This is a genomic window from Shouchella rhizosphaerae (assembly GCF_036700015.1).
GTDB classification, from domain to species: domain Bacteria; phylum Bacillota; class Bacilli; order Bacillales; family Bacillaceae_D; genus Shouchella; species Shouchella rhizosphaerae.
Window position 1 is genome coordinate 474,526 of the sequence record NZ_CP144921.1, and the last position, 22,644, is coordinate 497,169.

Genomic DNA, 22,644 nt, shown 5'->3' on the forward strand with positions numbered 1-22,644 from the left:
TTACGATGTCAGGCGAACCACCATTGTTTTCCTCTGCTCCAATGAGCTAAGCAAAGAGCGAATCCATTCATCGGCATGCCGTCCATACCGCTCGATGAACTGCTCATCTGCCGGAGTAAGCAAAAAGAGTTCACGCAAGTATTGCGGTGAAGAAAAAGGCAATGTCATCATATTGCGAAGCTGGACAACAATTAAATCAGCAGCTAATGGCTCCCCTTGCCTGCGTAAGCACCGGGCGACTGCTTGTTCAAGCAAATGTTGCTCCTTCCGCAAATAGGTGCTCATCACTTCCCGTACAAGGGTCGAGTCTAGCGTCATTTCCCGGTGTGCCATACGCGCTAGCCAATGACACGATTGCTGGTAAAGCAGCACTTTTTTAAACAGCTCTACTAAAGAATCGATGGGATCGCCGTTTGGTTCCCGTGCGGCTGTTTCCATCGTTTTTACATACCCTTCAAAAAAATCAATTAATAGCGATTCAAACAAAGCCTGCTTTCCGCCAAAATAATAGGAGATCAGTGCTGGATTCACACCAGCTTTTCTGGCAATGTCGCGAACGGATGTACCGTGGAAGCCTTTTGCGTAGAACAAGGAAATAGCTGCATCTTTAATCGTCGTTTTCGTCTGTTCGCTCATTCGTATCCCTCCAAGTTGGTTGTGAACTACCCACCACTTATCACCCTTGCAGGTCGCTTGAAGTGGGGGCTTCTTGGGTAATCGCCCCTTTTGGTAGCTGACGAAATGGACCAAGCTAACCCTCTTGTTCCAAGAGTTGATTGATTCATGAGGCAGTGGCTATAAGCGAATTCCTTCTTTTTTGATGTTCAGCGCAGAGTTGTAGTCTCTATCAAGAGTTAGTCCACAAGTACATTGATACGTACATGCGGATAATGGTATTTCTTTTATGGAGCCACATTGCGAACAAGTCTTTGTGGATGGAAACCATTTATCGATTTTGATCAGTTTTTTTCCTTGCTCGTTAGTTTGTACTGTAAGAAAGAAGTGACCATTCCCCATCTATTATCAGCGACACTTTTGCCAAACTTCAAGGGTTGTGCCAATTCGAAGAACCTTTTTTCTTGCGGGATAGTTTGCGTTGTTCTTTTGCTAATCGATCCAGCATTTGTCGATAAAACTTAGGTAATTGGCTTTCTTCCCGTCGCTATCAACAAACAGCCCATCCATCGCAAAGTCTAATCCTACAACGTTTTGAATGTCTTTGTCTTTAATTTCTTTTTCATACTCTGTAAGAATCGAAATAGAATATTTTCCGGATGAAGTTATTGAAACCAACCGATAGTCATCTCCCCTTACCGCCCGGCTACGCCCTACACGCTTAAAGAAGGAGACTTCTTTCGGAAATATGTTAAAGCAAGCAGCCGCAAATCGTGTTATCTTATAAACAGTATTCGTTTTTTATTACCCGCTTCCTGTCTGATTAAGCGGCTTTTACGCAAAAACTTTTTGACAAATCCCGCATGCTTTTGTTGAATCGCTGCGGTTTTTGACAAATGGAAGGAGCATGACCCGATGTTTAGTAAACTTGATTATCCTACCGAACAAGAAGCAGCCTATCGCCTTTTGGAACAGCAAGCTGTTGCCTTACTTGAAGATGAGCCGGATGCGCTAGCCAATTACGCCAATTTATGTGCATTGTTGGGCCAGTTTTTAGATGACATTAACTGGGTCGGCTTTTATTTTCTTAAAGAAAACGAACTTGTGCTCGGCCCATTCCAAGGACTGCCCGCCTGTACACGGATTGCAATTGGCAAAGGTGTCTGCGGAACCGCCGTGGCCGAAAACAAAACGATGCGCATTGATGATGTTCATGCATTCCCTGGGCATATCGCCTGCGACGCCGCTTCAAACGCCGAACTCGTTATTCCGATCCGCCACGAACAGAACGTGATAGCAGTTCTTGATATTGACAGCCCGAGCAAAGGCCGCTTCCACGAAAAAGAAGCGGAAGCGCTTGAACGTTTACTGAAGCGAGTGGAACCTTTTTTAATCAAACATTGACAAGTAGGCGCTTTTCCGCTATGATAGATCGGTGTGAGTGACAGCCAAGACAAACGAACTTTTGACCAATCCATTCCTCAAGCGGCTGCAATGATTGAGGTGCATCGCGTAACTTTTAGCTGTCGAAGCGAAGGTGCATGAAAATGGAATGGCTGGAGTTTAGAGATTGTCATTTAGGTTGTTATTTTGCAACACCAAAATAACAAGGAGGAGACACAATGTCTCGTTATACAGGTCCATCTTGGAAACTATCCCGCCGCCTTGGCGTTTCTCTAAGCGGAACAGGGAAAGAGCTTGCGAAGCGTCCTTACGCTCCAGGCCAACACGGTCCAAACCAACGTAAAAAGCTTTCAGAATACGCGCTTCAACTTCATGAAAAGCAAAAACTTCGTCACATGTATGGTGTAAACGAGCGCCAATTCTTGCGCACGTTCAACGATGCTGGCAAAATGAACGGCATCCACGGCGAAAACTTCATGATTTTGCTTGAGTCACGCTTAGACAACCTTGTCTACCGTATGGGTCTTGCCCGTACACGCCGTGCTGCGCGCCAACTAGTAAACCATGGCCACGTGCTTGTTGACGGTTCACGCGTTGACATCCCATCTTATCGCGTAAAGCCCGGGCAAACAATTGGCCTTCGTGAGCGTTCACGGAATTTGACTGTTGTTAAAGAAGCACTTGATGTAAATGATTTCACGCCAGGATACGTATCATTTGACGAAGAAAAGCTTGAAGGTACGTACACACGTTACCCAGAGCGTTCTGAGCTTCCAGCAGAAATTACTGAAGCGCTTATCGTTGAGTGGTATTCTCGTTAAGAATAAAAAACCAGCCTTAAATGGCTGGTTTTTTTATTCCTTATGTTAAGCTCAGCTTGGCAAACTTGCGCTTTCCGACTTGAACGATCATATTATCTTCAACCGATACGACCGTATGAATATCGGTGATTTTCTGTTCGTTAATTTTCACGCCGCCACCTTGAATCATCCGGCGTGCTTCGCCTTTTGAAGACTGCATGTTTAACGTAACAAGCAAATCAATTAACGGCACTTCTTTGTCGCCTTCCCAGGAAAAGACCGGAATGTCTTCTGGCAGCGCCCGTTTTTGGAAAACCGTTTTAAAATATTGCTCTGCCTCATCAGCCGCTTCCTTGCCATGGTACATTTCTACAAATTTATGGCCAAGTCGCATTTTTGCATCGCGAGGGTGGACACTGCCATCTGCAAGCCCTTTTTCTAAAGCTTCGATTTCATCCATCGGCACATCCGTCGCCAATTTGTAGTATTTTACCATCAATTCATCAGGTATCGACATCGCCTTCCCAAAAATCTCGTTTGGTGCTTCGTCAATGCCAATGTAGTTATTAAGCGACTTTGACATTTTGCGGACGCCGTCGAGCCCTTCAATTAACGGCAGCGTCAGCATCACTTGCTTTTCTTTTCCGTACGCTTCTTGGAGTTGGCGTCCCATTAACAAATTAAACGTTTGGTCCGTCCCCCCTACTTCGATGTCGGTTTCCATTGCGACCGAATCGTAGCCTTGCATAAGCGGGTAAAAGAATTCATGAACCGAAATCGGTTGCCCGGTTTTATAGCGTTTGCTAAAGTCTTCCCGTTCAAGCATACGGGCCACTGTCATCTGACCAGCAAGCTTTAAAACATCATCAAATTTCAGCTCGCTTAGCCATCGAGAGTTGTAAAGAATTTCTGTTTTTTCAATGTCCAAAATTTTTCCGTATTGTTCTACGTATGTTTGTGCATTCTGCTTGACTTGTTCATCAGTCAACACTTTCCTCGTCTCTGACTTTCCAGTCGGATCACCGATTTTTCCAGTAAAATCACCAATTAGCAGTTGAATATGGTGGCCGTACTCTTGAAATTGACGCAGTTTTTGCAGTACAACTGTATGGCCGATATGGACATCAGGTGCTGACGGGTCCATGCCAAGCTTAATGTTTAACGGCTTTCCTGTTCGAACGCTTTTCTCAATTTTTTCCCGAAATGCCTCTTTCGGGACGACTTCTACAACTCCTCGCATAAGCGCTTCCACTTGCTCATCAACGAGCTTTTGCTGCTCAGGGGTTAACGGTTGTTTTTCATCCATCTATCGTTCCTCCTTCAATTCAACGCAAAAAAAGCCCCTCCCCATAAGGGACGAACTTGTCGCGGTACCACCCTTGTTGAAGGCATTCGTGCCTCCCACTCATTCGATAACGGCTTCTCCGTTCTTTGCCGAAACAAAGAATAGCTCCAGGCTGTAATTCTGGCTAACGTACGTGTACCGGTTCGCACCAACCACCGGCTCTCTTCGAGCAGCGTACGCCCATACTTCGGCCTTTCCTCGCTTTTTTACGTTTTCAATTCACTTTCTAGTTTTACCATACGGTGTGTACACTGTCAACATAGCGAACACACGTATGCGCATCACGCAATTTATGATATACTAAGACGACTAAGGGGGGAGTCGATGAAGCACTTTCTTTCGAAGTGGAAGAACAACTGGGATGCCTTTATAGCAAAGCTAGATGACATTCAGTTCTTCCGGAAAGTCGGCATTACATACCAAGTATTATGGAATTTATTCCTTATTGTATTCATTATTGGCTTTTTAGGATTTATGTTCGCTAGCGGAACCGCCGCAGGTTACTTTGCTTCCCTCGTAGTCGATGAAAAAACATATTCAGAAGAAGACATGCGCACATTCGTAGGCTCGCTCTCAAAAACAAGCGACATTTACCTTGCTGGCGGCGTTTACTTAGGAAAAATCCGCAGTGAAGTAGACCGGGAAATTGTCTCCCTTGATGACGTGGCCGATGAAGTAAAATGGGCGATCATTGCTACAGAAGACGAACATTTTTACGAGCATAATGGCATCGTCCCAAAAGCGTTGCTACGGGCAACGATGCAAGAGCTGACTAGTTCGTCTGTTCAGACAGGCGGCAGCACATTGACACAACAATTAATAAAGCAACAAATTTTATCCGATGAAGTATCGTTCGACCGCAAAGCAACAGAAATTATGCTCGCGCTTAGGCTCGAACAGTTTATGACAAAAGATGAAATATTGGAAGCCTACTTAAACGTCGTTCCGTTTGGCCGGAATGCCTCGGGCCGAAATGTTGCTGGCATTGAAGCGGCAGCACAAGGGGTCTTTGGTGTTTCGGCAAGCGAGTTAAACTTGCCACAAGCAGCTTACTTAGCTGGCTTGCCGCAAAGCCCGTATGGCTACACGCCTTTTACAAACGACCAACAGCTTAAAGATCAAGACGGTTTGCAGCCTGGGTTGAACCGTTACCAAACGGTTTTAAGCCGCATGTACGAAAAAGAGTACATCACAAAAGAGCAATACGAGGATGCAAAAGACTACGACCTTACTGCTGATTTTACAACAAGCGCGCCTGACCCAATGGAAGAACGGCCGCGGCTTACTGAAGAAATTATGAACCGGGCAACGGCAGTGCTCGTACAACAAAAAATCGATAACCGCGATGGTTGGGAGAAATTAAGCGACACTGCTAAACAAGTTGAACGCAATCAGTTTAAAGCGGAAGTCGAAAACGCGATTATCAATGGTGGTTACAACATCATTACGACCATTGATAAAGATTTGTATGATGCCATGAACGAGGCAGCTCAACAATCTGACGCGTATTTTGGTGCCGACAAACAAGGGCAACGGGAAGAAGTCGGCTCTGTTTTAATCGAAAATAAAACTGGAAAAATCCTTAGCTTTGTCGGTGGTCGTGAAGAAAGCTTAGATCATCTGTATAACCACGCTACACGTGCTTATCGCCAAGCAGGCTCGACGAGCAAACCTGTTCTTGCTTATGCGGGCGCGATTGAAGCAGGAGTAACCCAACCAGGGCTTGTCATTCCTGATGAACAAGCGTTTTACAAAGCTGGTGGGAGGGAAATTAGAAACTTTGACCACGCTCACAAAGGCAATCTCACTGTGCGGGAATCACTGGCACAATCACGCAACGTGCCCGCTGTAGAGGCGTGGTGGCATGTCCCTGATGACTTAAAAGTAAAACTCCGCGACGCAGCCGGCTTTAATCCAGACATGCACGGCGTGAATGAAGCAGTCGCTATCGGTGGCGGCAATGTTACCGTTGAACAAAATGTCAGCGCCTTTAGCGCTTTCGGCAACAATGGCGTCCGGATGGAACCCTATATGATCGAACGGATCGAAACGGATTCCGGCGAAGTCATTTATGAGCATCCTGCTAGTAAGCATACAATGTTTAGCCCACAAACAAACTATTTGGTCGCCGATATGATGCGTGATGTGATGTACAGCGCAAATGGCACCGGCCGCACAGCAGCCAACAAGTTGCAGTTTCAAGCCGACTGGGCTGGAAAAACAGGGACGACCAACAGAGACTATGATTCATGGTTTATTGCCGTCAACCCTGAGGTGACATTAGGCGTATGGAATGGTTATAGCGGTGACAAAACAATTAGTTTACGCAAACGCGTTGGCGGGCTCGGCACAGGGGCGCGGACACAGTCCATTTGGGCCAATCTTGCTAATGCTGCTTATGGTGTTGACCCGGATCTAATGACAGCAGAAGGCAAACGCTTTGAGCAGCCTGATGGCATTGTCGAAAAACGAGTCTGTGGCTTAACAGGCGGCCCACCAACAAAAGCATGCGAAGAACAAGGCTTAGTCACTACCGATCTATACAGAAGCGACATGATCGATCATATCGAGGGGCTAGCCCCGTTTCAAGCGAACTTTAAACCAAATGCTCAACCATCTAATGAAAAAGAAGATGATGACGATTAAAGAAGCGTGCCTCTAAAGGTAGAGGCACGCTTCTTGCGTTAATCTTCCATTGTCGATAAGTCGCCTGTCGGCAAATCCAATTCCCACGCTTTTAATACGCGGCGCATAATTTTTCCGCTGCGCGTTTTTGGCAATGACTTGCGGAATTCCATTTCCCGCGGTGCTGCATGAGCTGCGAGTCCTGTCTTTACAAATTGGCGAATCTCTTCTTTTAATTCGTCAGTGACTTCATAGCCTTGGCGCAGTGCAATAAATGCTTTGATAATTTCTCCACGGACAGGGTCAGGTTTGCCAATGACCCCTGCTTCCGCAACGGCTGGGTGTTCAACCAGTTTGCTTTCCACCTCAAATGGACCAACACGCTCACCTGCGGTCATAATGACATCGTCAATCCGACCTTGGAACCAAAAGTAGCCATCTTCATCCATATAAGCAGAATCGCCAGACACATACCAGCCGTCAAGCTCAAAATAGCTTTGGTATTTGGCTTCATTGTTCCAAATGGCACGCATCATCGCTGGCCAGCCTTTTTTAATGGCAAGATTGCCCATTCGGTTCGGTGGCAGTTCATTGCCTCTATCATCAATGATGGCGGCCTCGACGCCTGGAATCGGTTTGCCCATTGATCCTGGTCGAATTTCCATTGCCGGGTAGTTACAGATCATTTGCGCTCCTGTTTCCGTCATCCACCACGTGTCATGAATGCGTTTGTCAAAGACTTTCACTCCCCAGCGCACCACTTCAGGATTGAGCGGTTCGCCAACGCTTAAGACATGACGCAGTGACGAAAGATCATATTGTTTAACAAGTTCGTCGCCTGCGCTCATCAACATACGAAATGCGGTTGGCGCGCTGTACCAAACTGTTACTTTGTAGCGCTGAATCGTCTCATACCAATCAGTCGGTGAGAAGCGGCCGCCGCGCACCACATTGGTTACCCCTGCAAGCCAAGGCGCAAAAATACCGTAAGACGTTCCCGTTACCCAGCCAGGGTCGGCCGTGCACCAGTAAATGTCATCTGGCTGCAAGTCGAGGACGACTTTGGCCGTGTGGTAATGTTGGACCATCGCCTCATGAACATGAAGAACCCCTTTTGGCTTGCCCGTTGAGCCAGACGTATAATGGAGAATGAGCCCGTCTTCCCGATCTACCCATTCAATTGCAACATCACTTGGTGCTGCCTGAAGCCGCTTGTTTAACTGTAAAAAAGGGCCATTGTCTTCATACGTTTCATCAGCGACTAGCACCGTTTCTAAATCAGGCAAATCATCAAACGGCACCCGTTCTAGTAATGTCGGTGTTGTGATAAGCACTTTTGCGCCACTGTCTTCAAGACGGTCACGCACAGCCCCTTCCATAAAAGCTTCAAACAACGGGCCAACAATCGCCCCTATTTTTATGGCGCCAAGAAGCGTAAAATACAGCTCAGGTGTGCGTGGCATAAAAATAAAGACACGGTCGCCTTTTTTAACGTTGGCTTCTTTTAGCACATTCGCTGCTTTGTTTGAGAACGTCTTCATTTCCGCAAATGTATAGGATTCATCACGGCGCGCATCGCTATAATAAAGAGCAACCTGTTCGCCTTTGCCGTTCTCGGCATGATAATCAATCGCTTCATAGGCAAGGTTGACTTTGCCTGTTTTATGCCAGGAAAACGTTTTTCTGACATTCTCCCAGTCAAAGTTTTGTACAGCTTCTTCATAATTTTTCAGGTTATGGTTTCCTTCAATAGCAGGAAGCGCTTTCATAACAGGTTCACACCTCTCACTCTCAAATTAAGTTCATTATAGTATAAACAAGGTAACGTTTTCAAACAAAATTCACTCTTTGTTCCATTTATTTTCATAAATTCGTCGATTTTCGTTCGCAACCTTCTTGTTTTCGTTTCTACAATGTATAATGAAAGCATAGATTGTCTAACCGAGGTGAAGCAATGGAGCATCCAAAAACACTGATCCGCGAACCATATTCGATTGCAGGCAAGGAATTGGTTTTAGAGGGCCCTCTTCCAGCTAACGAACTTGCCGGTTATGATTTTCATGAAGGTTTAACTTCCTTCAGGCCAGCGACTGAACAAAAAAAAGCGCTTTTAGAAATTGCCGAATTGCCAGAAGGGCGTATTAACGTCGTCCGCGATGGCTCAATGATCGTTGGCTATGTGACATTTGTTTATCCTGACCCTCTGGAACGATGGTCAGAAGGCAATATGGAAAACTTGCTCGAACTCGGTGCGATTGAAATTGCGCCTCCATACCGGGCGCTTGGGATCGGCAAACAGCTGTTGCGCTTATCAATGAAAGATGAAGCCATGGAAAACTATATTATTATTACAACAGAGTATTACTGGCATTGGGATTTAAAAGGAAGCGGACTCGACGTCTGGGAATACCGAAAAGTGATGGAAAAAATGATGAACGCTGGTGGGCTCATTTGGTATGCAACCGACGATCCAGAAATTAGTTCCCATCCCGCAAACTGCTTAATGGCGCGAATTGGAAAGAATGTTGACCAGAACTCGATTGAAAAATTCGACCAGCTCCGCTTTGTAAACCGCTTTATGTACTAGAAAGGAGGTTTGCCAATGAAAATCAAAACAATTATGCGCACGAATGTGCCAACACTAACAAACACTGACACAATTGAAGATGCGATTGCCCTAATGGAAAGCGCTTCCATTCGTCATATTCCTATTACGAACGGTCACACAGCTGTCGTTGGCATTGTGTCTGACCGGGATATTCGTGATATACGGCCTTCTACCCTTTCCGTAACCAAAGAAGCAACTGATTTTTTGCAACCGGTTACGAAAATAATGAGTACTCCTGTGTTAACCGCTCATCCTGATGATGACGTCCAAGAAGTTGCACGCCTGTTTTTCCAGAATCGCGTCGGCTGTCTCCCAGTTGTGGACAATGATCGATTGGTAGGACTGATCACAGAGTCTGATATGCTTTATAGTTTAACCAAACTCCTCGGCGCAGATCAGCCGAGCTCCATTATCGAAGTGTGTGTACACAACCGCCCTGGGCAGTTGGCAGATGTCGCCGCCGTTTTTAAAAAAGAGCGTATCAATATTGTTAGCGCTGTCGCTTATCCGAGCAAAAAAGCAGAAAAATATATGCTCTCATTTCGTGTCCAAACGATTGATCCACGGCGTATTATTGCGGCACTGCAATTGGCAGGATATGAAGTCTATAATCCGCTGTTTCCCGCACTGGGAGGTTCCAATGAATAACAAAGAAGCTGTCCTTGTATATGGACCAAGTCAATATCCGTATAAATTTAACGAAACACACCCATTTCATCCCCTTCGTCTCGAGTTGACATACTCTCTCTTGGAAGAGTTGGGGGCGGTGCAAAACCAGCCACTCATTCAACCTAGCGCAGCTACAAAAACAGAATTGGAGCTGATTCATGATCCGCGTTTTATTGAAGCAGTCATTGCAGGCGGCGAAGGACGGTTACCAGATAGCGCAGCAGAAGCATACGGGCTAAAAACGGAAGACACGCCCCTTTTTCCCCATATGCACGAAGCGGCTGCCCATTTAGTTGGCGGAACACTCCGGGCTTGTGACGCAGTTTTAGCCGATGGCTACTTGCATGCCTTCCACTTAGGCGGTGGCCTTCACCATGGCTTTCGCGGACGAGCGTCCGGTTTTTGCATTTACAATGATTCTTCGATTGCGATCGAGTACATGCGGCGAAAATATGGTGTGCGGATCCTTTATGTCGATACGGATGCTCACCACGGGGACGGCGTCCAATGGGCCTTTTACGACGACCCAGATGTATGTACGCTAAGTTTGCACGAGACAGGGCGCTATTTGTTTCCAGGAACTGGCCACGTGACAGAAAAAGGGTCAGGCAAAGGCTATGGCTTTTCCATCAATGTCCCACTTGATGCGTTTACAGAAGATGAATCTTTTTTAGACGTCTACCAGTCGGCTTTTACAGAAGTCGCCGACTTTTTCAAACCTGACATTATCGTTACACAAAACGGGGCCGACGCCCATTATCTCGACCCTTTATCGCATTTGCATGTATCAATGAACGTGTACCGCGAAATTCCACGGCTCGCCCACCAGCTAGCTCATACGTATTGCGGCGGAAAATGGGTTGCTGTCGGCGGCGGAGGCTATGACAAATGGCGAGTTGTCCCACGGGCATGGGCATTGATTTGGTTGGAAATGAGCGGGCAAACCGCATTCGCAAACGACCATGTGCCTCAAGCTTGGATAGACAAGTGGAAGGACAAGGCGGAAGAAACACTGCCGACGACATGGACAGACGCTACTATCCCAGAAATACCGAGAAGAAAAGAAATTACCGCCAAGAACAATTTGACGTTGGAAAAAGCATTGTACCATATTCGTACAGAGAAACAAGCAGCACAGAAACAGGGGGAAAAGCATGAATAAAGCCGGATCTGTTTAAGATCCGGCTTCAGCTTGTAAACAAACGCCCGTGGCATCGTCGATCACCGAACGTTTTTTATCAGTCTTGCAAGGTTATTTCGTTGAGCCACGGCTTTCAATGCGATGTGGCAATGTTACTGTGTAGTTGTCTACTTCTTCTTTATTCATTAGTTTGGTCAGCAAACGCATGGAAACAGCGCCAATGTCATAAAGGGGCTGGACAACGGTCGTTAAGGTTGGACGTACCATTGTAGCCAAACGTGTATTGTCAAAACCAAGTACTTCAATATCACCAGGCACATCATAACCACGATCTTGGATGCCATGGATGACGCCTAACGCCATTTCATCGTTTGAAGCAAATAGCGCTGTCGGTTTTTCGTCAAGGGCAAGAAATGCATCCATTGCTTCCATACCTGAATCATACGTGTAATCGCCAATGACAATCAGGTTTTCATCAAATTCAATATTGTTTTTCTGAAGCGCTTGGCGATAACCAGCAAACTTCTGGTAGCCATTGATTGGGTCTTCCAGCGAACCGCTCAACATGCCGATTCGTTTATGGCCTTTTTCAATTAAAAATTGGATCGCGTCTTCAGCCGCTTGTGTGTAATCAATATTAACTGACGGAAATGATTTCTCATCATCTAATGTGGCAGCAAGAACAATCGGTACAGGTGCCCGTTTAAATTGCTCCGCATGCTCCTCTGTAATTTCGCCGCCCATAAACACAATACCGTCCACTTGCTTTTCCAATAACGTATTAATCAAGTGAATTTCTTTGTCTTTGTTTTGGTCAGAGTTACAAAGAATGATATTGTACTTATACATAGTGGCAATGTCTTCGATTCCCCGCGCCAGCTCTGAGAAGAAAATGCTTGAAATATCCGGGATAATGACGCCAACTGTTGTAGTACGTTTGCTAGCTAGCCCCCTGGCTACTGCATTTGGACGGTAATTTAAGCGTTCAATTGCTTCCAGAACTTTTTTCCTTGTTGTCGGTTTTACATTTGGGTTTCCGTTGACTACTCGGGAAACAGTAGCCATTGAGACGCCAGCTTCTCTAGCTACATCATAAATGGTCGTATTCATCTTATTTTGCTGCCCGCGCAGCTTATACGCAGCAGCTTCCTCCTCACTATGACGATATTCATGATTGTGTATCATATACGATAGCAATAACTGTTTTTCATTGTAATGTTTCTTCTATCATACGATACACTAAGATTTCCTGCAATGATTAAAGACTATCTTTCATACTTTTTCACCATTTGAAAAACAGTTTTCTTTTTTCATTATAACAGTATTACTAAAATGCCCCTTTTTAGATGCTTTTAAACAGAAAAGCAGCTCAAAATTTCTTTGAGCTGCTTTTGATTACGCTTGTTTAATTGGAGCTTTGTAAAGCCCTGATTCAATTAAGCCATCTAAAAATTGATTGAATTGCTCAAAATTCATTTGCTGTGCTGAATCAGACAAAGCGACAGCAGGGTCTGGATGGACTTCCGCCATCACCGCATCTGCCCCGATCGCCAGAGCTGCTTTTGCGGCTGGCAGAAGCAAATCACGGCGTCCAGTAGAATGTGTGACATCAACCATTACTGGCAAATGTGTCTCTTGTTTTAAAATCGGCACGGCGGAAATATCGAGCGTGTTGCGTGTTGCTTTCTCGTAAGTACGAATGCCACGTTCGCAAAGCATCAACTGACTGTTTCCTTTTGAGACGATGTATTCAGCAGCGTGGATAAATTCTTCAATCGTTGCGGATAAGCCACGCTTTAACAATACAGGCGTTTTAACAGAGCCAGCAGCTTTGAGCAGTTCAAAGTTTTGCATGTTACGAGCGCCAATTTGGATGACATCGACATATTCTGTTGCCACTTCAACGTCAGCTGGAGTGACAATTTCACTAATAACCGCCATATCAAGCTCATCAGCAACACGTTTCAATATTTTTAAGCCTTCTAAACCTAGGCCTTGGAAATCATAAGGAGACGTACGTGGCTTAAAAGCACCGCCTCTGAGAAGGCGCTGCCCCCTCTTTTTCATCTCTTTCGCCACAGCTAGCACTTGTTCATAACTTTCAACGGCACATGGGCCAAAAACAAACCGTTGCTGGCCATCGCCGATTTTTTCCCCTTTGACATCAACAGTCGTGTTTTCAGGCTGTTTTTTTCGGGATACTAAGAGCGCTTTGCTGTTGTCCTCTTCTTGCAACTCCAAGCTCGCTTTAAAAATTTGTTTAAATAAATGCTGAAGTGTCGCTGTTTCAAATGGCCCTTCATTGTGTTTGGCAATATGGTCTAGCATGCTCCGTTCTCGAACTGGATCAAAGCGGTTAATGCCTTGTTCTCTTTTAATATCGCCAATTTCCTTTACAAGCCTCGCACGCTCATTAATCTTTTCAAGAATAGCAAGGTTAACTTTGTCTAACTCATCTCTAAGGGAATCCAACTGTTCATTGCTCATATCGTCTCTCCGCACCTTTCTCTCTGTCAGAAATTTAACTTTTGTCTATTATAGCTGACTGGCGTTAAAAAGTCACGGACTTTTTCTTTATTACTTAGACGCTTTTACGTAATAAAGTGCGATTAAGAGGAAAAGCGCGATGAAAACTCGGTCTCATCGCGCTTTTTGTTTGCTTTCTTTTAGCTTTCCGTATTCGCATTGGCGCGAACTTCTTTTTCCGCTTCTTCAATTTCATTTTTGACTGTTTCTGAAATGGTTTCCGAAGCTTCTTTTGCATCCTGTTTTAAATCTTCAGCAAGACTCGCCGCTTCATTTACTTGGTCTTCTGCTTCTTTTTTGACAGAAGCGCTCAAATCTTTTACTTTTTCAACCACTTGCATAGACTGATCTGTTACACTTTTGGCGATATTGTTCGACTTTTCTCTAGCTATGTCCACCCATTCGTTGCCTTTTTCATAAGCGGCGCTCGCTTGATCGCTTATGTCGCTACGTAATTCTTTTCCTGATTTAGGTGCGAGAAACAATGCGGTTGTCGCGCCAACAATTCCACCGATTAACGTCCCAATCAAAAAGTCTTTTGTATTCATATCACCCATTCTAACTCCTCCTTGTTTGTCAACGATCAAGCTGTTGCTTTCGTTGTTTAAATTTTGTATAGAAATCCAAAACAGCCTGTCCCCATTGCACTGCTTGGGAGACTGTTTCAGCATTCCGACTTGTTTGGTCACTTATTTTGGTAGAAACTTGGTGAACAGATTGGTTGAGTGTTTTCATCGATTCACCCAACTCTTTAGCGGCGCCAAACACGGTATTGAGCGACTCCGATTTCTGTTGTAAGTCGTCTGCTAAAACATTGGTTTTTTTCAAAAGCAATTCGGATTCAGTCGTAATCCCTCGCAGTTGTTTTTCAAGCGCTTCCACCGTTGCCGATGTGTTTTCAAGCGTTTTGGTAGCTGATTTTAGTGTTTTGATTAAATAAATAACCAGTATCGCAAAAGCCAGTGCAACAATCAAGGCGCTTATGTATAAGATGGCTTCCACTTATCATCCCCTCCTTCCTACATACTTTACCCAAGTTTAATAAGATCAAACCTAAATTGCAATGTGCTAAAGAAACATTTTCGACAAATGCCTGCGTTTTCCCTTCAAAATAAAAAAAGCAGCTGAAAATCAGCTGCCTGATGTAACCACATGTTCATACCTGCTACTCACTTTGGCTTTTCTATTCAATTACGAACTTGATTCGATCAATGCTTCATAGGCTTTTTGGTATTTCTGGATGTCACCAGCGCCCATAAACAACAGAACAGACTCCCCGTGGCCTTTGAGCGTTTCAATTTCTGCTTCCGTCAACAGTTTTGCGCCATCAACAAGCGCTTGTAGCTGTTCGATCGAAAGAGAACCTTGTTCTTCCCTCGCCGAGCCAAAAATATCGCATAAATAAACGTGGTCGGCTTGGCTGAGCGCTTCCGCAAATTCATTTAAAAACGTTTTTGTCCGCGTAAATGTATGAGGCTGGAATATCGCTGTCACTTCTCGGTCATGGTATTTCTTTTTTGTCGCCTCAATTGTAGCTGCAATTTCTGTCGGATGGTGGGCATAGTCATCAATTAATATTTGCTTGCCTGAACGTTTTTCGCTAAAACGCCGTTTGACGCCAGCAAATGTTTTTAAGTGCTCAACAATGTCTTCATAGCCAATGCCTTCATAGTGGCATAAGGCAATGACAGACAAAGCGTTTTTGACATTGTGGTCGCCGAAGCCAGGGATTACAAACGCCCCAAACAGATCGCCTCTAACCCAGGCATCAAACGCCGTCCCTTCTGGCGTGTTTTTAATCGATTTCGCTTGAAAATCATTGTGGTCGCCAAGGCCATAATAAACAATTGGCACATTCGCCTGCAATGTTTGCAAATGTTCATCGTCGCCGCAAGCAATAATCGCTTTATTGACTTGCTTCGCCATCGTTTGGAAAGCAGAAACGACATCTTCCACGCTCTTGAAATAATCAGGATGGTCAAAATCAATATTGGTCATAACGCAATAATCAGGCGAGTAATTTAAGAAATGGCGGCGGTACTCGCATGCTTCAAATACAAAATACGTTGAATTGGCCGCACCTTTCCCTGTCCCATCGCCAATCAAATAAGAGGTAGGCTCAACAGACCCTAACACATGAGCGAGCAACCCTGTTGTCGACGTTTTTCCATGTGAGCCTGAAACAGCAATGCTTGTAAACTGTTTAATAAAGGAGCCAAGAAATTCTGGATAGACATCCACTTTCAAACCGAGCTCCCGCGCCCGTTTGATTTCCTCATGTGTTTCGCCATAAGCAGCTGATACAATGACATGTTGCCCGTTTTTAATATTGTCGCGCGAAAAAGGCAATAACGTAATGCCTTTTTGTTCTAACGGCTTCTGAGTAAAAATTGTTTCTTCAATGTCCGATCCTTGTACATTCTCATTTAAATCATGCAGGATTTGCGCCAATGCGCTCATGCCTGAACCTTTGATTCCGGTAAAGTGATAGTTTGTCAATCGTGAAGCCTCCAATCAAAAAAAGCAAATCGTATTCGACGCCTTGCGAACATGGCCCTCGTTCCATTAATTATATAGTAGTATATGTCATTTTTAAGAAAAGGTCCTGCAATTTGCATACGCCTTCCTGTAGCACGATTTGTTCCTTCCATATCATATAGAAATTTTCTTTATTTCTCAAGTTCTTGCTGTTTCTGTCGTCCCAAACAGTTCTCTTACGTCTTCTTCACTTGCCAACACATGGCGTGGTTTGCTTCCCATAGCACCTGATACAATCTTTCTAGCTTCCATCATTTCCATTAAACGGGCAGCCCGGTTATAACCTACCCGAAAGCGTCGCTGTATGCTTGAAGCGGAAACGGTACCTTGTTCAACTGCATAAAAACATGCCTCTTCAAGTAGCTCATCCTCTTCTTCTTCCTGTAAGAGCGTCCGCTCAATTGTCTCCGTATCAAATAAGTATTCAGGCTTGCCGTATTGTTTTGCATAAGCGACAACATCCTCAATTTCCTCATCTGATACAAAAGTCCCTTGGACACGGATAGGCTTCGGTGATCCATTTTCATGGAATAGCATATCGCCTTTTCCAAGCAACCGTTCCGCACCGCCCATATCCAGAATCGTGCGAGAATCCGTTTGTGAAGCGACAGCAAAGGCAATCCGCGTCGGTATATTTGCTTTAATCAATCCTGTAATGACATCAACAGAAGGGCGCTGCGTTGCAAGGAGCAAATGAATCCCGCATGCCCGTGCTTTTTGAGCAATCCGGCAAATCGCATCTTCCACATCTTGTGGTGACACCATCATTAAGTCGGCGAGTTCATCAATAACGACTAATAGATACGGCAATGCTGGCTTGCCATTTTCAGAGAACCGCTGATTGTATTTACTAATATCGCGAACGCCACGCTGGCTAAACAATTCGTAGCGCCGTTCCATTTCCTGGACAACCCATTTTAAAGCAGCTGTCGCTTGCTTTGGATCAGTAATAACAGGAGCAACCAAATGAGGCACTTCTTGATAGGTAGCAAGCTCGACCATTTTGGGATCGACGAGCAACAGCTTTACTTCATCTGGGGATGCTTTATAGAGCAGACTAACTAAAATTGAGTTGATGCAAACACTTTTCCCTGAGCCTGTGGCGCCAGCAACGAGGCCATGGGGCATTTTCTTTAAATCAGTAACGATCGGCTGTCCAGAAATATCAAGCCCTAAGCCAACCGTTAAAGGCGAATCTGGCTGCCTAAATACATCACGCCGCAAAATTTCCCTGAGCATCACAGGGGCTGACGTTCGATTTGGCACTTCAATGCCGATTGCGTTTTTACCAGGAATTGGCGCTTCCATGCGGATGTCTTTAGCAGCTAGCGCCAGCTTAATATCATCTGTTAAATTTGTTACCTTATTCACTTTCACGCCGCGGGCAGGCTGAACTTCAAAACGCGTTACCGCCGGCCCTTTTGTCCGGTTAACGACCTTTGCATCAACGTGGAAACTTGATAGTGTTTCTTCAAGCAATTGCGCTTGCTCGTCAAGCCAAAGAGAATCATCTTGATCGATTTTTTCAGGAACTTTTAGCAAATGAAGCGGTGGCGCTTCGTAGCCATTTTTTGTGTGCTGCCCTTTTTTAATTGGCGCTTTTTTACGGTCCTTTGGCAACATCAGCACATTATAAGGAATGCCAGGCTGCGTATTGTCATTGCTCGTTCGGTTACTTAGCCTATCTTGCTTTTTCGTTTCACTGCTAAGGGAAACTGTTTTTTCACTAGACGGAGCTAGTGCTTCTTCGTTCTCTCTAATTGATGTTGTCGGATCATCACTAATAGGCTGAATCGGCTTTGTCTCTATACTTTCATTATCCGCGGCATTACGGTTGAAAGGAGCAGGAATTTCAGCAGTTGGGTCAATTTCCGTTCTATACGGTTCGTTCGCTTCTTCTTGGCCTGTTTCGCCTGGCAACGCGTCGGTTCCACTCGTTCCCTCTGCTTCTTCAATCTCTGGTTCCTCGCGTTCATACCGTTCGTTCGCTTCTTCTTGTTCCATTTCTCCCAGCAACGCCTCGGTGCCAGACATTACTTCTGCCTCTTCAATCTCCGGCTCCTCGCGTCCATACCGTTCGTTCGCTTCTTCTTGTTCCATTTCTCCCGGCAACGCCTCGGTGCCAGACATTACTTCTGCCTCTTCAATCTCTGGTTTCCCGCGTCCATACCGTTCGTTCGCTTCTTCTTGTTCCATTTCTCCCGGCAACGCCTCGGTGCCAGACATTACCTCTGCCTCTTCAATCTCCGGTTCCTCGCGTTCATACCGTTCGTTCGCTTCTTTTTGGCCTGTTTCGCCTGGCATAGCTTCGGTCGCAACGATGGCTTCTCCTTCATCCATATCTGCTTCCTCGTGTTTATATGTACGCTCGTTTTCGTCACCACTTGCCTCTTCTTGGGGACGGATTTCTTTGCTTTGTTGTTGCTGTGCTTCGGCAAGTGGAAGCGACTGTAGGGCATGTTCACGCACCCGCTTCAACACGTCCTCTTCAAGGGAGCGTGATTCTTTGCGCAAAAAAGCAGGCTTTCTATCAATTTGCGGAGGTCTTTGCCGGTGTAACAGGCGCTCTGCGTATTCAGCTTGCTTATCCTTCGTTGAAAAAATGAGCCAGTCGTAATCACTGTTTTCATGTGTTTTTTCCGGTTTCTGAATGCCGTGGACAGGAGAAGGGATTTCTGTCGACTTAAATGTCCCTTGAAACAGCTCTTTACCAGCGGCAGACCTTTTCTTTTGTACCACTTTTGGCAGCTCGTCCCGCTTCTCTTCTGGCCTTTCCTTTTTTTGAGTAGGCGGCTGTGTCGCTGCAACACGCCCTGCTTTCTTCTTGGAAATTGGCCATTCCCCATTTGAATTGGCGTATCGGTAAGTCATGCGCGCTTCTTCTAACTCAGGAAGCTCGTTGTTCTCACGTTCCAGTTTCTGTATTGACTTCTGTATGGGTTCCCCGTTTCGCCCAAAATCGTTGTTTTCTTCTTCATCGTCTTCGTTCAATCCTTTAACCCAGTCAAGCCATTTTTTCCATATGTTCATTCTTTCACCACCTTATATCGCGATTATCCCTTAGCCTCATTCTACATAAAAAGCTGGCCTCATTCAGCCAGCCATTTCGTTTTTAGGCTACCGCAAAAAGGGTGTGCCGACCACTTCATCGTCACTCAAAACAAGAATGCCTTTTTCTGCCGGGGCATTTTCGAGCCCTAGTTCTTTGGCTGAACAAATCATACCGGAAGAGGCGACACCACGCAGCGTTGCTTCCTTGATGACAAGCCCGCTTGGCATAACAGCCCCAACGAGAGCAACAACTACTTTCTGTCCTTCTGCCACATTCGGGGCTCCGCAAACAATTTGCAATGTTTCCGTGCCGATGTTTACACGGCATACGGAAAGCTTGTCTGCATTAGGGTGCTTCTCTTTTTCTTCTACATAACCGACAACAAAAGAAGGTCTCTGCTCCCATTCCATTTCAAGAGCGACACCATTTTTGTCGCACGCTTCTTTTAGCAGCGCTTTTATGCCTTCATTGAGCTCAATCGCACCAACTCCGCTAATGGCTCCATAAGAAGAAGCGTGGAATACGTTTATTCCAGCAATTTCTTGATTGCTTTTATTCAAAATGACGACGACATCGCCGTTTTTCTCAACAACCTGTGCATCGCGGCTTATGTCTTGAACAGTAACCATAAGGACATCGCCAATGCCTTTTTCATTATAAAATACGTTCATGTTTTATTCTCCTTACTCGTTTTCAGCGTGTAGAAGCGAACGCCTAGACCAACTTAGTATAGCATAGGTTTTCGTTTCGCCCCATCAGCCTTTAGGCTTTTTTTGCGCCATAATAAAGACCGGTTCAAGTTGCCCATTTTCAACAATAAAAGGCAATGCAGTCACAGGAATACGCCCACCGCCAAAGAATTGCAAAGCCATTTGACCCAGTACATCATACCCAGTGTCGTTTTCGATATCAGCAAAAATGAGCGCATCTTGATGGGGAATTGCGGCTACAAGCTGCCCAACTGCCTTTTGTTCCATACGCTGCACAAGCGACTGGTCCAAAATCCGACTTGCATCATACCCATCATTGGCCGAAAGAAAATAAAAACGATTCCCTGCAACTTCATCCTCTTTGAACGGCTGTGGCAAGGAACGCACATTGAATGTGGCCATTTCTGCTAATGCCTTTAACTCCCAGCCGCTCTCATTGAGAAGTTCATCCGTAATAAGCGTATATGTCTCCCCTAAATCAACGGCATAATAAATTCTCGTTTCTGCTGTATGTTTTTGGTAAACAAGTGTTTTTCCGTCCTTTGTCTTATCTGGGAATGAAGCTGCGCGAATGACTGGAAAAATGTTTTTTTCGTTTCCGTTAAGGTGAACGGCTTTTGCCATTGATTCAAGACCCACCGCGACGGTGCGGAGCGCCTCGTCGACAGCCGCATATTCCTCTCGCTCCCATTTGGCAAGCAAAGGCTTTAAAGCAAGTGTTGCCCCTTTTTTAGTCGCTTTGTCTTCGATACGCAATGTTGATTCTTTATGATCATAGCGGATTGTCCAACCGTCCCGCTGCAACTTTTTCTCAATTTGTTTCCGGAAAGTTTGCAAGTCCACGCTTCTTCCTCCTTTTTTCCTCCTCTAGTTTAACATGTTTGGCGATAAACGGAAAAGCGAATAAACAAAAGCTGAAGGATGCCCTCCAGCTTGTTATCAATCAATCGCTGCTTCAGCTTTTGTTAAGAAAGCGACGATTTCTTCTTCAGTTTTACGGTCTTTGGAAACGAAACGATCGACTTCTTTGCCGTTTGCATATACTAAAAAGCTCGGAATGCCAAAAATATCATGAGCTGCACAAACATCAATAAATTTATCGCGGTCCACATAATAAAATGTAAACGTTGGAAAATCAACTTCGATTCGCGGCAGAATCGGCTCAATAACCCGGCAATCAGGGCACCAGTCTGCAGAAAATAAAAAAACGGCTGTTTCGTTCGCTTTTATTTCGTTAAATTGCTGTTCAGATTGAATGTGTTCCATCGCTATTCGCTCCTTTAATTAAAAGAGATGTGCATATCATTCCATTTAATCCAGCCCTTGCGGCGCATCCATTCTGACACGATGAAAGCGCAAACCGCTGGAATAATAACATAGCACAGAATGACTTGAATGAAAAGCGATCCAGAATAGCCCATCTCCGTAAACGTCATGATCGGCCCAACAAGACCGCTTGTCCCCATGCCAGAACCGGCGGCATTGTTAATAAGCCCAAACCAAATCGTACCGATCGGGGCGCTAACGGCTCCAGCAATCGTTGGCGGAATAAGTATAAGAGGGTTTTTTAAAATATTTGGCATTTGCAACATCGATGTACCGATGCCAAGCGCAAGCAACCCGCCAAAACGGTTTTCACGGAAGCTTGCCACTGCAAAACCGACCATTTGCCCTGCACAGCCAATAGCAGCCGCACAAGCAACCGCTCCTTCCAATCCAAGCATGAGGCCGATCGCAGCACTTGAGATCGGCGCAGTCAATGCCCATCCCATTAGGATTGCCACCACTATACTCATCATCAAGGGCTGTTGGTCTGTCGCCCAGGCAATCGCCCCGCTAATCGATTCCATCACAAATGAAATAGCAGGCCCTAAAAGCCAGGCGACGGCAAAACCGCTCATGATCGTCACAATCGGCGTAACGAGAATATCTACTTTCGTCGACCCAAACACAAGCTTGCCTGTTTCGGCAGCAACAACGGCGGCTAAAAAACTACCTGCAGGACCGCCATACACCGCCCCGGCTGTACCGCAAACAATGGTCGCCAAAACGACAAACGAAGGAGCTCCTAGGGCAAGTGCGACCGCTGCTCCTATCGCTGCTCCATATAAATCCATTGCTAGTTCACCAATTTCCAAAAAAGCGGCTATGCCAAACTGTTCGCCTGCCGTTTTGATAATAAGCCCAACAATAAGAGTCGCAAACAACCCAAATGTCATTTGCCCCATTGCCTTAATGAAATATAAATGCCAAGAAGGGTTGACTCCCTTTTCACGTAAAAATTCCCGCAAGATGCCCTCTCCTTTTGTAAATGACTGTCCGCTCTTTAGCATATCCTATGACTATTCATGTGACAAGACACATTTTTTAACCGAGAGAGATGGAAACAAAATCAATCATTATGTTGCTCTCTTTGCTTCTTCTTATGTTATACTAGCTTAAGAAAACGTATGTTCTAACTTCGAGTGGAACTGGATATGTACCAACAGACAGATCGAAAACGTCAGCCGAGGCACGTAACAAGCGCGAATATGCAAATTTGAACGTTGTTCATAGGCCGTTGTCGCGCACATGGAACGCTCGTTTTAATTTAAAGGATATAAACGAGACG

19 protein-coding genes, 1 pseudogene and 1 other annotated feature are annotated in these 22,644 nt (G+C 45.3%); of the genes and pseudogenes, 6 read left to right on the forward strand and 14 right to left on the reverse strand.

Annotated features, from left to right (window positions below; all coding sequences use genetic code 11):
- Nucleotides 1–636, reverse strand: coding sequence for a forespore capture DNA-binding protein RefZ (gene refZ, locus V5G21_RS02585; RefSeq protein ID WP_011247596.1), 636 nt, complete (start codon nucleotides 634–636; stop codon nucleotides 1–3).
- A gap of 159 nt (nucleotides 637–795) precedes the next feature.
- Nucleotides 796–1,290: pseudogene (locus V5G21_RS02590) on the reverse strand (RNA-guided endonuclease InsQ/TnpB family protein); the annotation flags it as partial.
- A 240-nt stretch (nucleotides 1,291–1,530) separates the two neighbouring features.
- On the opposite strand from V5G21_RS02590, the gene V5G21_RS02595 reads away from it, so the two are divergent.
- On the forward strand, nucleotides 1,531–2,019 hold the full coding sequence (locus V5G21_RS02595; protein WP_011247598.1) for a GAF domain-containing protein: 489 nt from the start codon (nucleotides 1,531–1,533) through the stop codon (nucleotides 2,017–2,019).
- A 218-nt stretch (nucleotides 2,020–2,237) separates the two neighbouring features.
- Nucleotides 2,238–2,840 (forward strand): 30S ribosomal protein S4, encoded by a 603-nt coding sequence (gene rpsD / locus V5G21_RS02600; protein ID WP_011247599.1) that lies wholly within the window; start codon nucleotides 2,238–2,240, stop codon nucleotides 2,838–2,840.
- Between the two features lie 40 nt (nucleotides 2,841–2,880).
- On the opposite strand, the gene tyrS is transcribed toward rpsD, so the two are convergent.
- Nucleotides 2,881–4,125, reverse strand: a complete 1,245-nt coding sequence (gene tyrS, locus V5G21_RS02605; RefSeq protein ID WP_011247600.1) for a tyrosine--tRNA ligase — start codon at nucleotides 4,123–4,125, stop codon at nucleotides 2,881–2,883.
- Between the two features lie 43 nt (nucleotides 4,126–4,168).
- Nucleotides 4,169–4,372, reverse strand: a binding site (T-box leader).
- Between the two features lie 116 nt (nucleotides 4,373–4,488).
- Between tyrS and V5G21_RS02610 the strand changes: the two genes are divergently transcribed.
- Nucleotides 4,489–6,810, forward strand: a complete 2,322-nt coding sequence (locus V5G21_RS02610; protein ID WP_011247601.1) for a transglycosylase domain-containing protein — start codon at nucleotides 4,489–4,491, stop codon at nucleotides 6,808–6,810.
- A 38-nt stretch (nucleotides 6,811–6,848) separates the two neighbouring features.
- Here V5G21_RS02610 and acsA read toward each other — a convergent pair whose 3' ends face one another.
- On the reverse strand, nucleotides 6,849–8,558 hold the full coding sequence (acsA, locus tag V5G21_RS02615) for an acetate--CoA ligase (protein ID WP_338465199.1): 1,710 nt from the start codon (nucleotides 8,556–8,558) through the stop codon (nucleotides 6,849–6,851).
- Nucleotides 8,559–8,743: 185 nt separating this feature from the next.
- Between acsA and V5G21_RS02620 the strand changes: the two genes are divergently transcribed.
- The 3 genes from V5G21_RS02620 to V5G21_RS02630 are packed head-to-tail and all read left to right on the forward strand — an operon-like array spanning nucleotide 8,744 to nucleotide 11,228.
- Nucleotides 8,744–9,376, forward strand: a complete 633-nt coding sequence (locus V5G21_RS02620; RefSeq protein ID WP_011247603.1) for a GNAT family N-acetyltransferase — start codon at nucleotides 8,744–8,746, stop codon at nucleotides 9,374–9,376.
- A gap of 15 nt (nucleotides 9,377–9,391) precedes the next feature.
- The gene (locus tag V5G21_RS02625; RefSeq protein WP_011247604.1) at nucleotides 9,392–10,045 is read left to right on the forward strand and encodes an acetoin utilization AcuB family protein; all 654 of its coding nucleotides are present in this window, start codon (nucleotides 9,392–9,394) and stop codon (nucleotides 10,043–10,045) included.
- Nucleotides 10,038–11,228, forward strand: a complete 1,191-nt coding sequence (locus V5G21_RS02630) for an acetoin utilization protein AcuC (RefSeq protein WP_011247605.1) — start codon at nucleotides 10,038–10,040, stop codon at nucleotides 11,226–11,228. The genes V5G21_RS02625 and V5G21_RS02630 overlap by 8 nt, the downstream gene beginning before the upstream one ends.
- A gap of 90 nt (nucleotides 11,229–11,318) precedes the next feature.
- On the opposite strand, the gene ccpA is transcribed toward V5G21_RS02630, so the two are convergent.
- The 10 genes from ccpA to V5G21_RS02680 all read right to left on the reverse strand — a co-directional run bounded on the left by ccpA (nucleotide 11,319) and on the right by V5G21_RS02680 (nucleotide 22,324).
- Nucleotides 11,319–12,317: a catabolite control protein A gene (gene ccpA / locus V5G21_RS02635; protein WP_011247606.1), complete on the reverse strand. Its 999-nt coding sequence runs from the start codon at nucleotides 12,315–12,317 to the stop codon at nucleotides 11,319–11,321.
- A 285-nt stretch (nucleotides 12,318–12,602) separates the two neighbouring features.
- Entirely contained in the window at nucleotides 12,603–13,694 is a 1,092-nt protein-coding gene (locus V5G21_RS02640; RefSeq protein WP_011247607.1) for a bifunctional 3-deoxy-7-phosphoheptulonate synthase/chorismate mutase, read from the reverse strand.
- Between the two features lie 179 nt (nucleotides 13,695–13,873).
- Complete coding sequence (locus V5G21_RS02645) at nucleotides 13,874–14,290, reverse strand: YtxH domain-containing protein (protein ID WP_035201953.1); 417 nt, start codon at nucleotides 14,288–14,290, stop codon at nucleotides 13,874–13,876.
- Between the two features lie 19 nt (nucleotides 14,291–14,309).
- Nucleotides 14,310–14,735, reverse strand: a complete 426-nt coding sequence (locus V5G21_RS02650) for a DUF948 domain-containing protein (protein WP_011247609.1) — start codon at nucleotides 14,733–14,735, stop codon at nucleotides 14,310–14,312.
- A 189-nt stretch (nucleotides 14,736–14,924) separates the two neighbouring features.
- Nucleotides 14,925–16,232 carry a UDP-N-acetylmuramate--L-alanine ligase gene (gene murC / locus V5G21_RS02655; protein WP_095295025.1) on the reverse strand — a complete coding sequence of 436 codons (1,308 nt, stop codon included), beginning with the start codon at nucleotides 16,230–16,232 and terminating at the stop codon, nucleotides 14,925–14,927.
- 177 nt (nucleotides 16,233–16,409) lie between these two features.
- A complete protein-coding gene (locus tag V5G21_RS02660) occupies nucleotides 16,410–19,301 on the reverse strand; it encodes a DNA translocase FtsK (RefSeq protein ID WP_212937471.1) in 2,892 nt (963 codons plus the stop codon).
- An 87-nt stretch (nucleotides 19,302–19,388) separates the two neighbouring features.
- Nucleotides 19,389–19,994 (reverse strand): YtpR family tRNA-binding protein, encoded by a 606-nt coding sequence (gene ytpR / locus V5G21_RS02665; protein ID WP_011247612.1) that lies wholly within the window; start codon nucleotides 19,992–19,994, stop codon nucleotides 19,389–19,391.
- Between the two features lie 84 nt (nucleotides 19,995–20,078).
- Nucleotides 20,079–20,876 carry a DUF1444 domain-containing protein gene (locus V5G21_RS02670; protein WP_011247613.1) on the reverse strand — a complete coding sequence of 266 codons (798 nt, stop codon included), beginning with the start codon at nucleotides 20,874–20,876 and terminating at the stop codon, nucleotides 20,079–20,081.
- Between the two features lie 96 nt (nucleotides 20,877–20,972).
- On the reverse strand, nucleotides 20,973–21,299 hold the full coding sequence (locus V5G21_RS02675; protein ID WP_011247614.1) for a thioredoxin family protein: 327 nt from the start codon (nucleotides 21,297–21,299) through the stop codon (nucleotides 20,973–20,975).
- Nucleotides 21,300–21,313: 14 nt separating this feature from the next.
- Nucleotides 21,314–22,324, reverse strand: coding sequence for a PTS transporter subunit IIC (locus tag V5G21_RS02680; protein WP_095316323.1), 1,011 nt, complete (start codon nucleotides 22,322–22,324; stop codon nucleotides 21,314–21,316).
- Nucleotides 22,325–22,644: the final 320 nt, after the last annotated feature.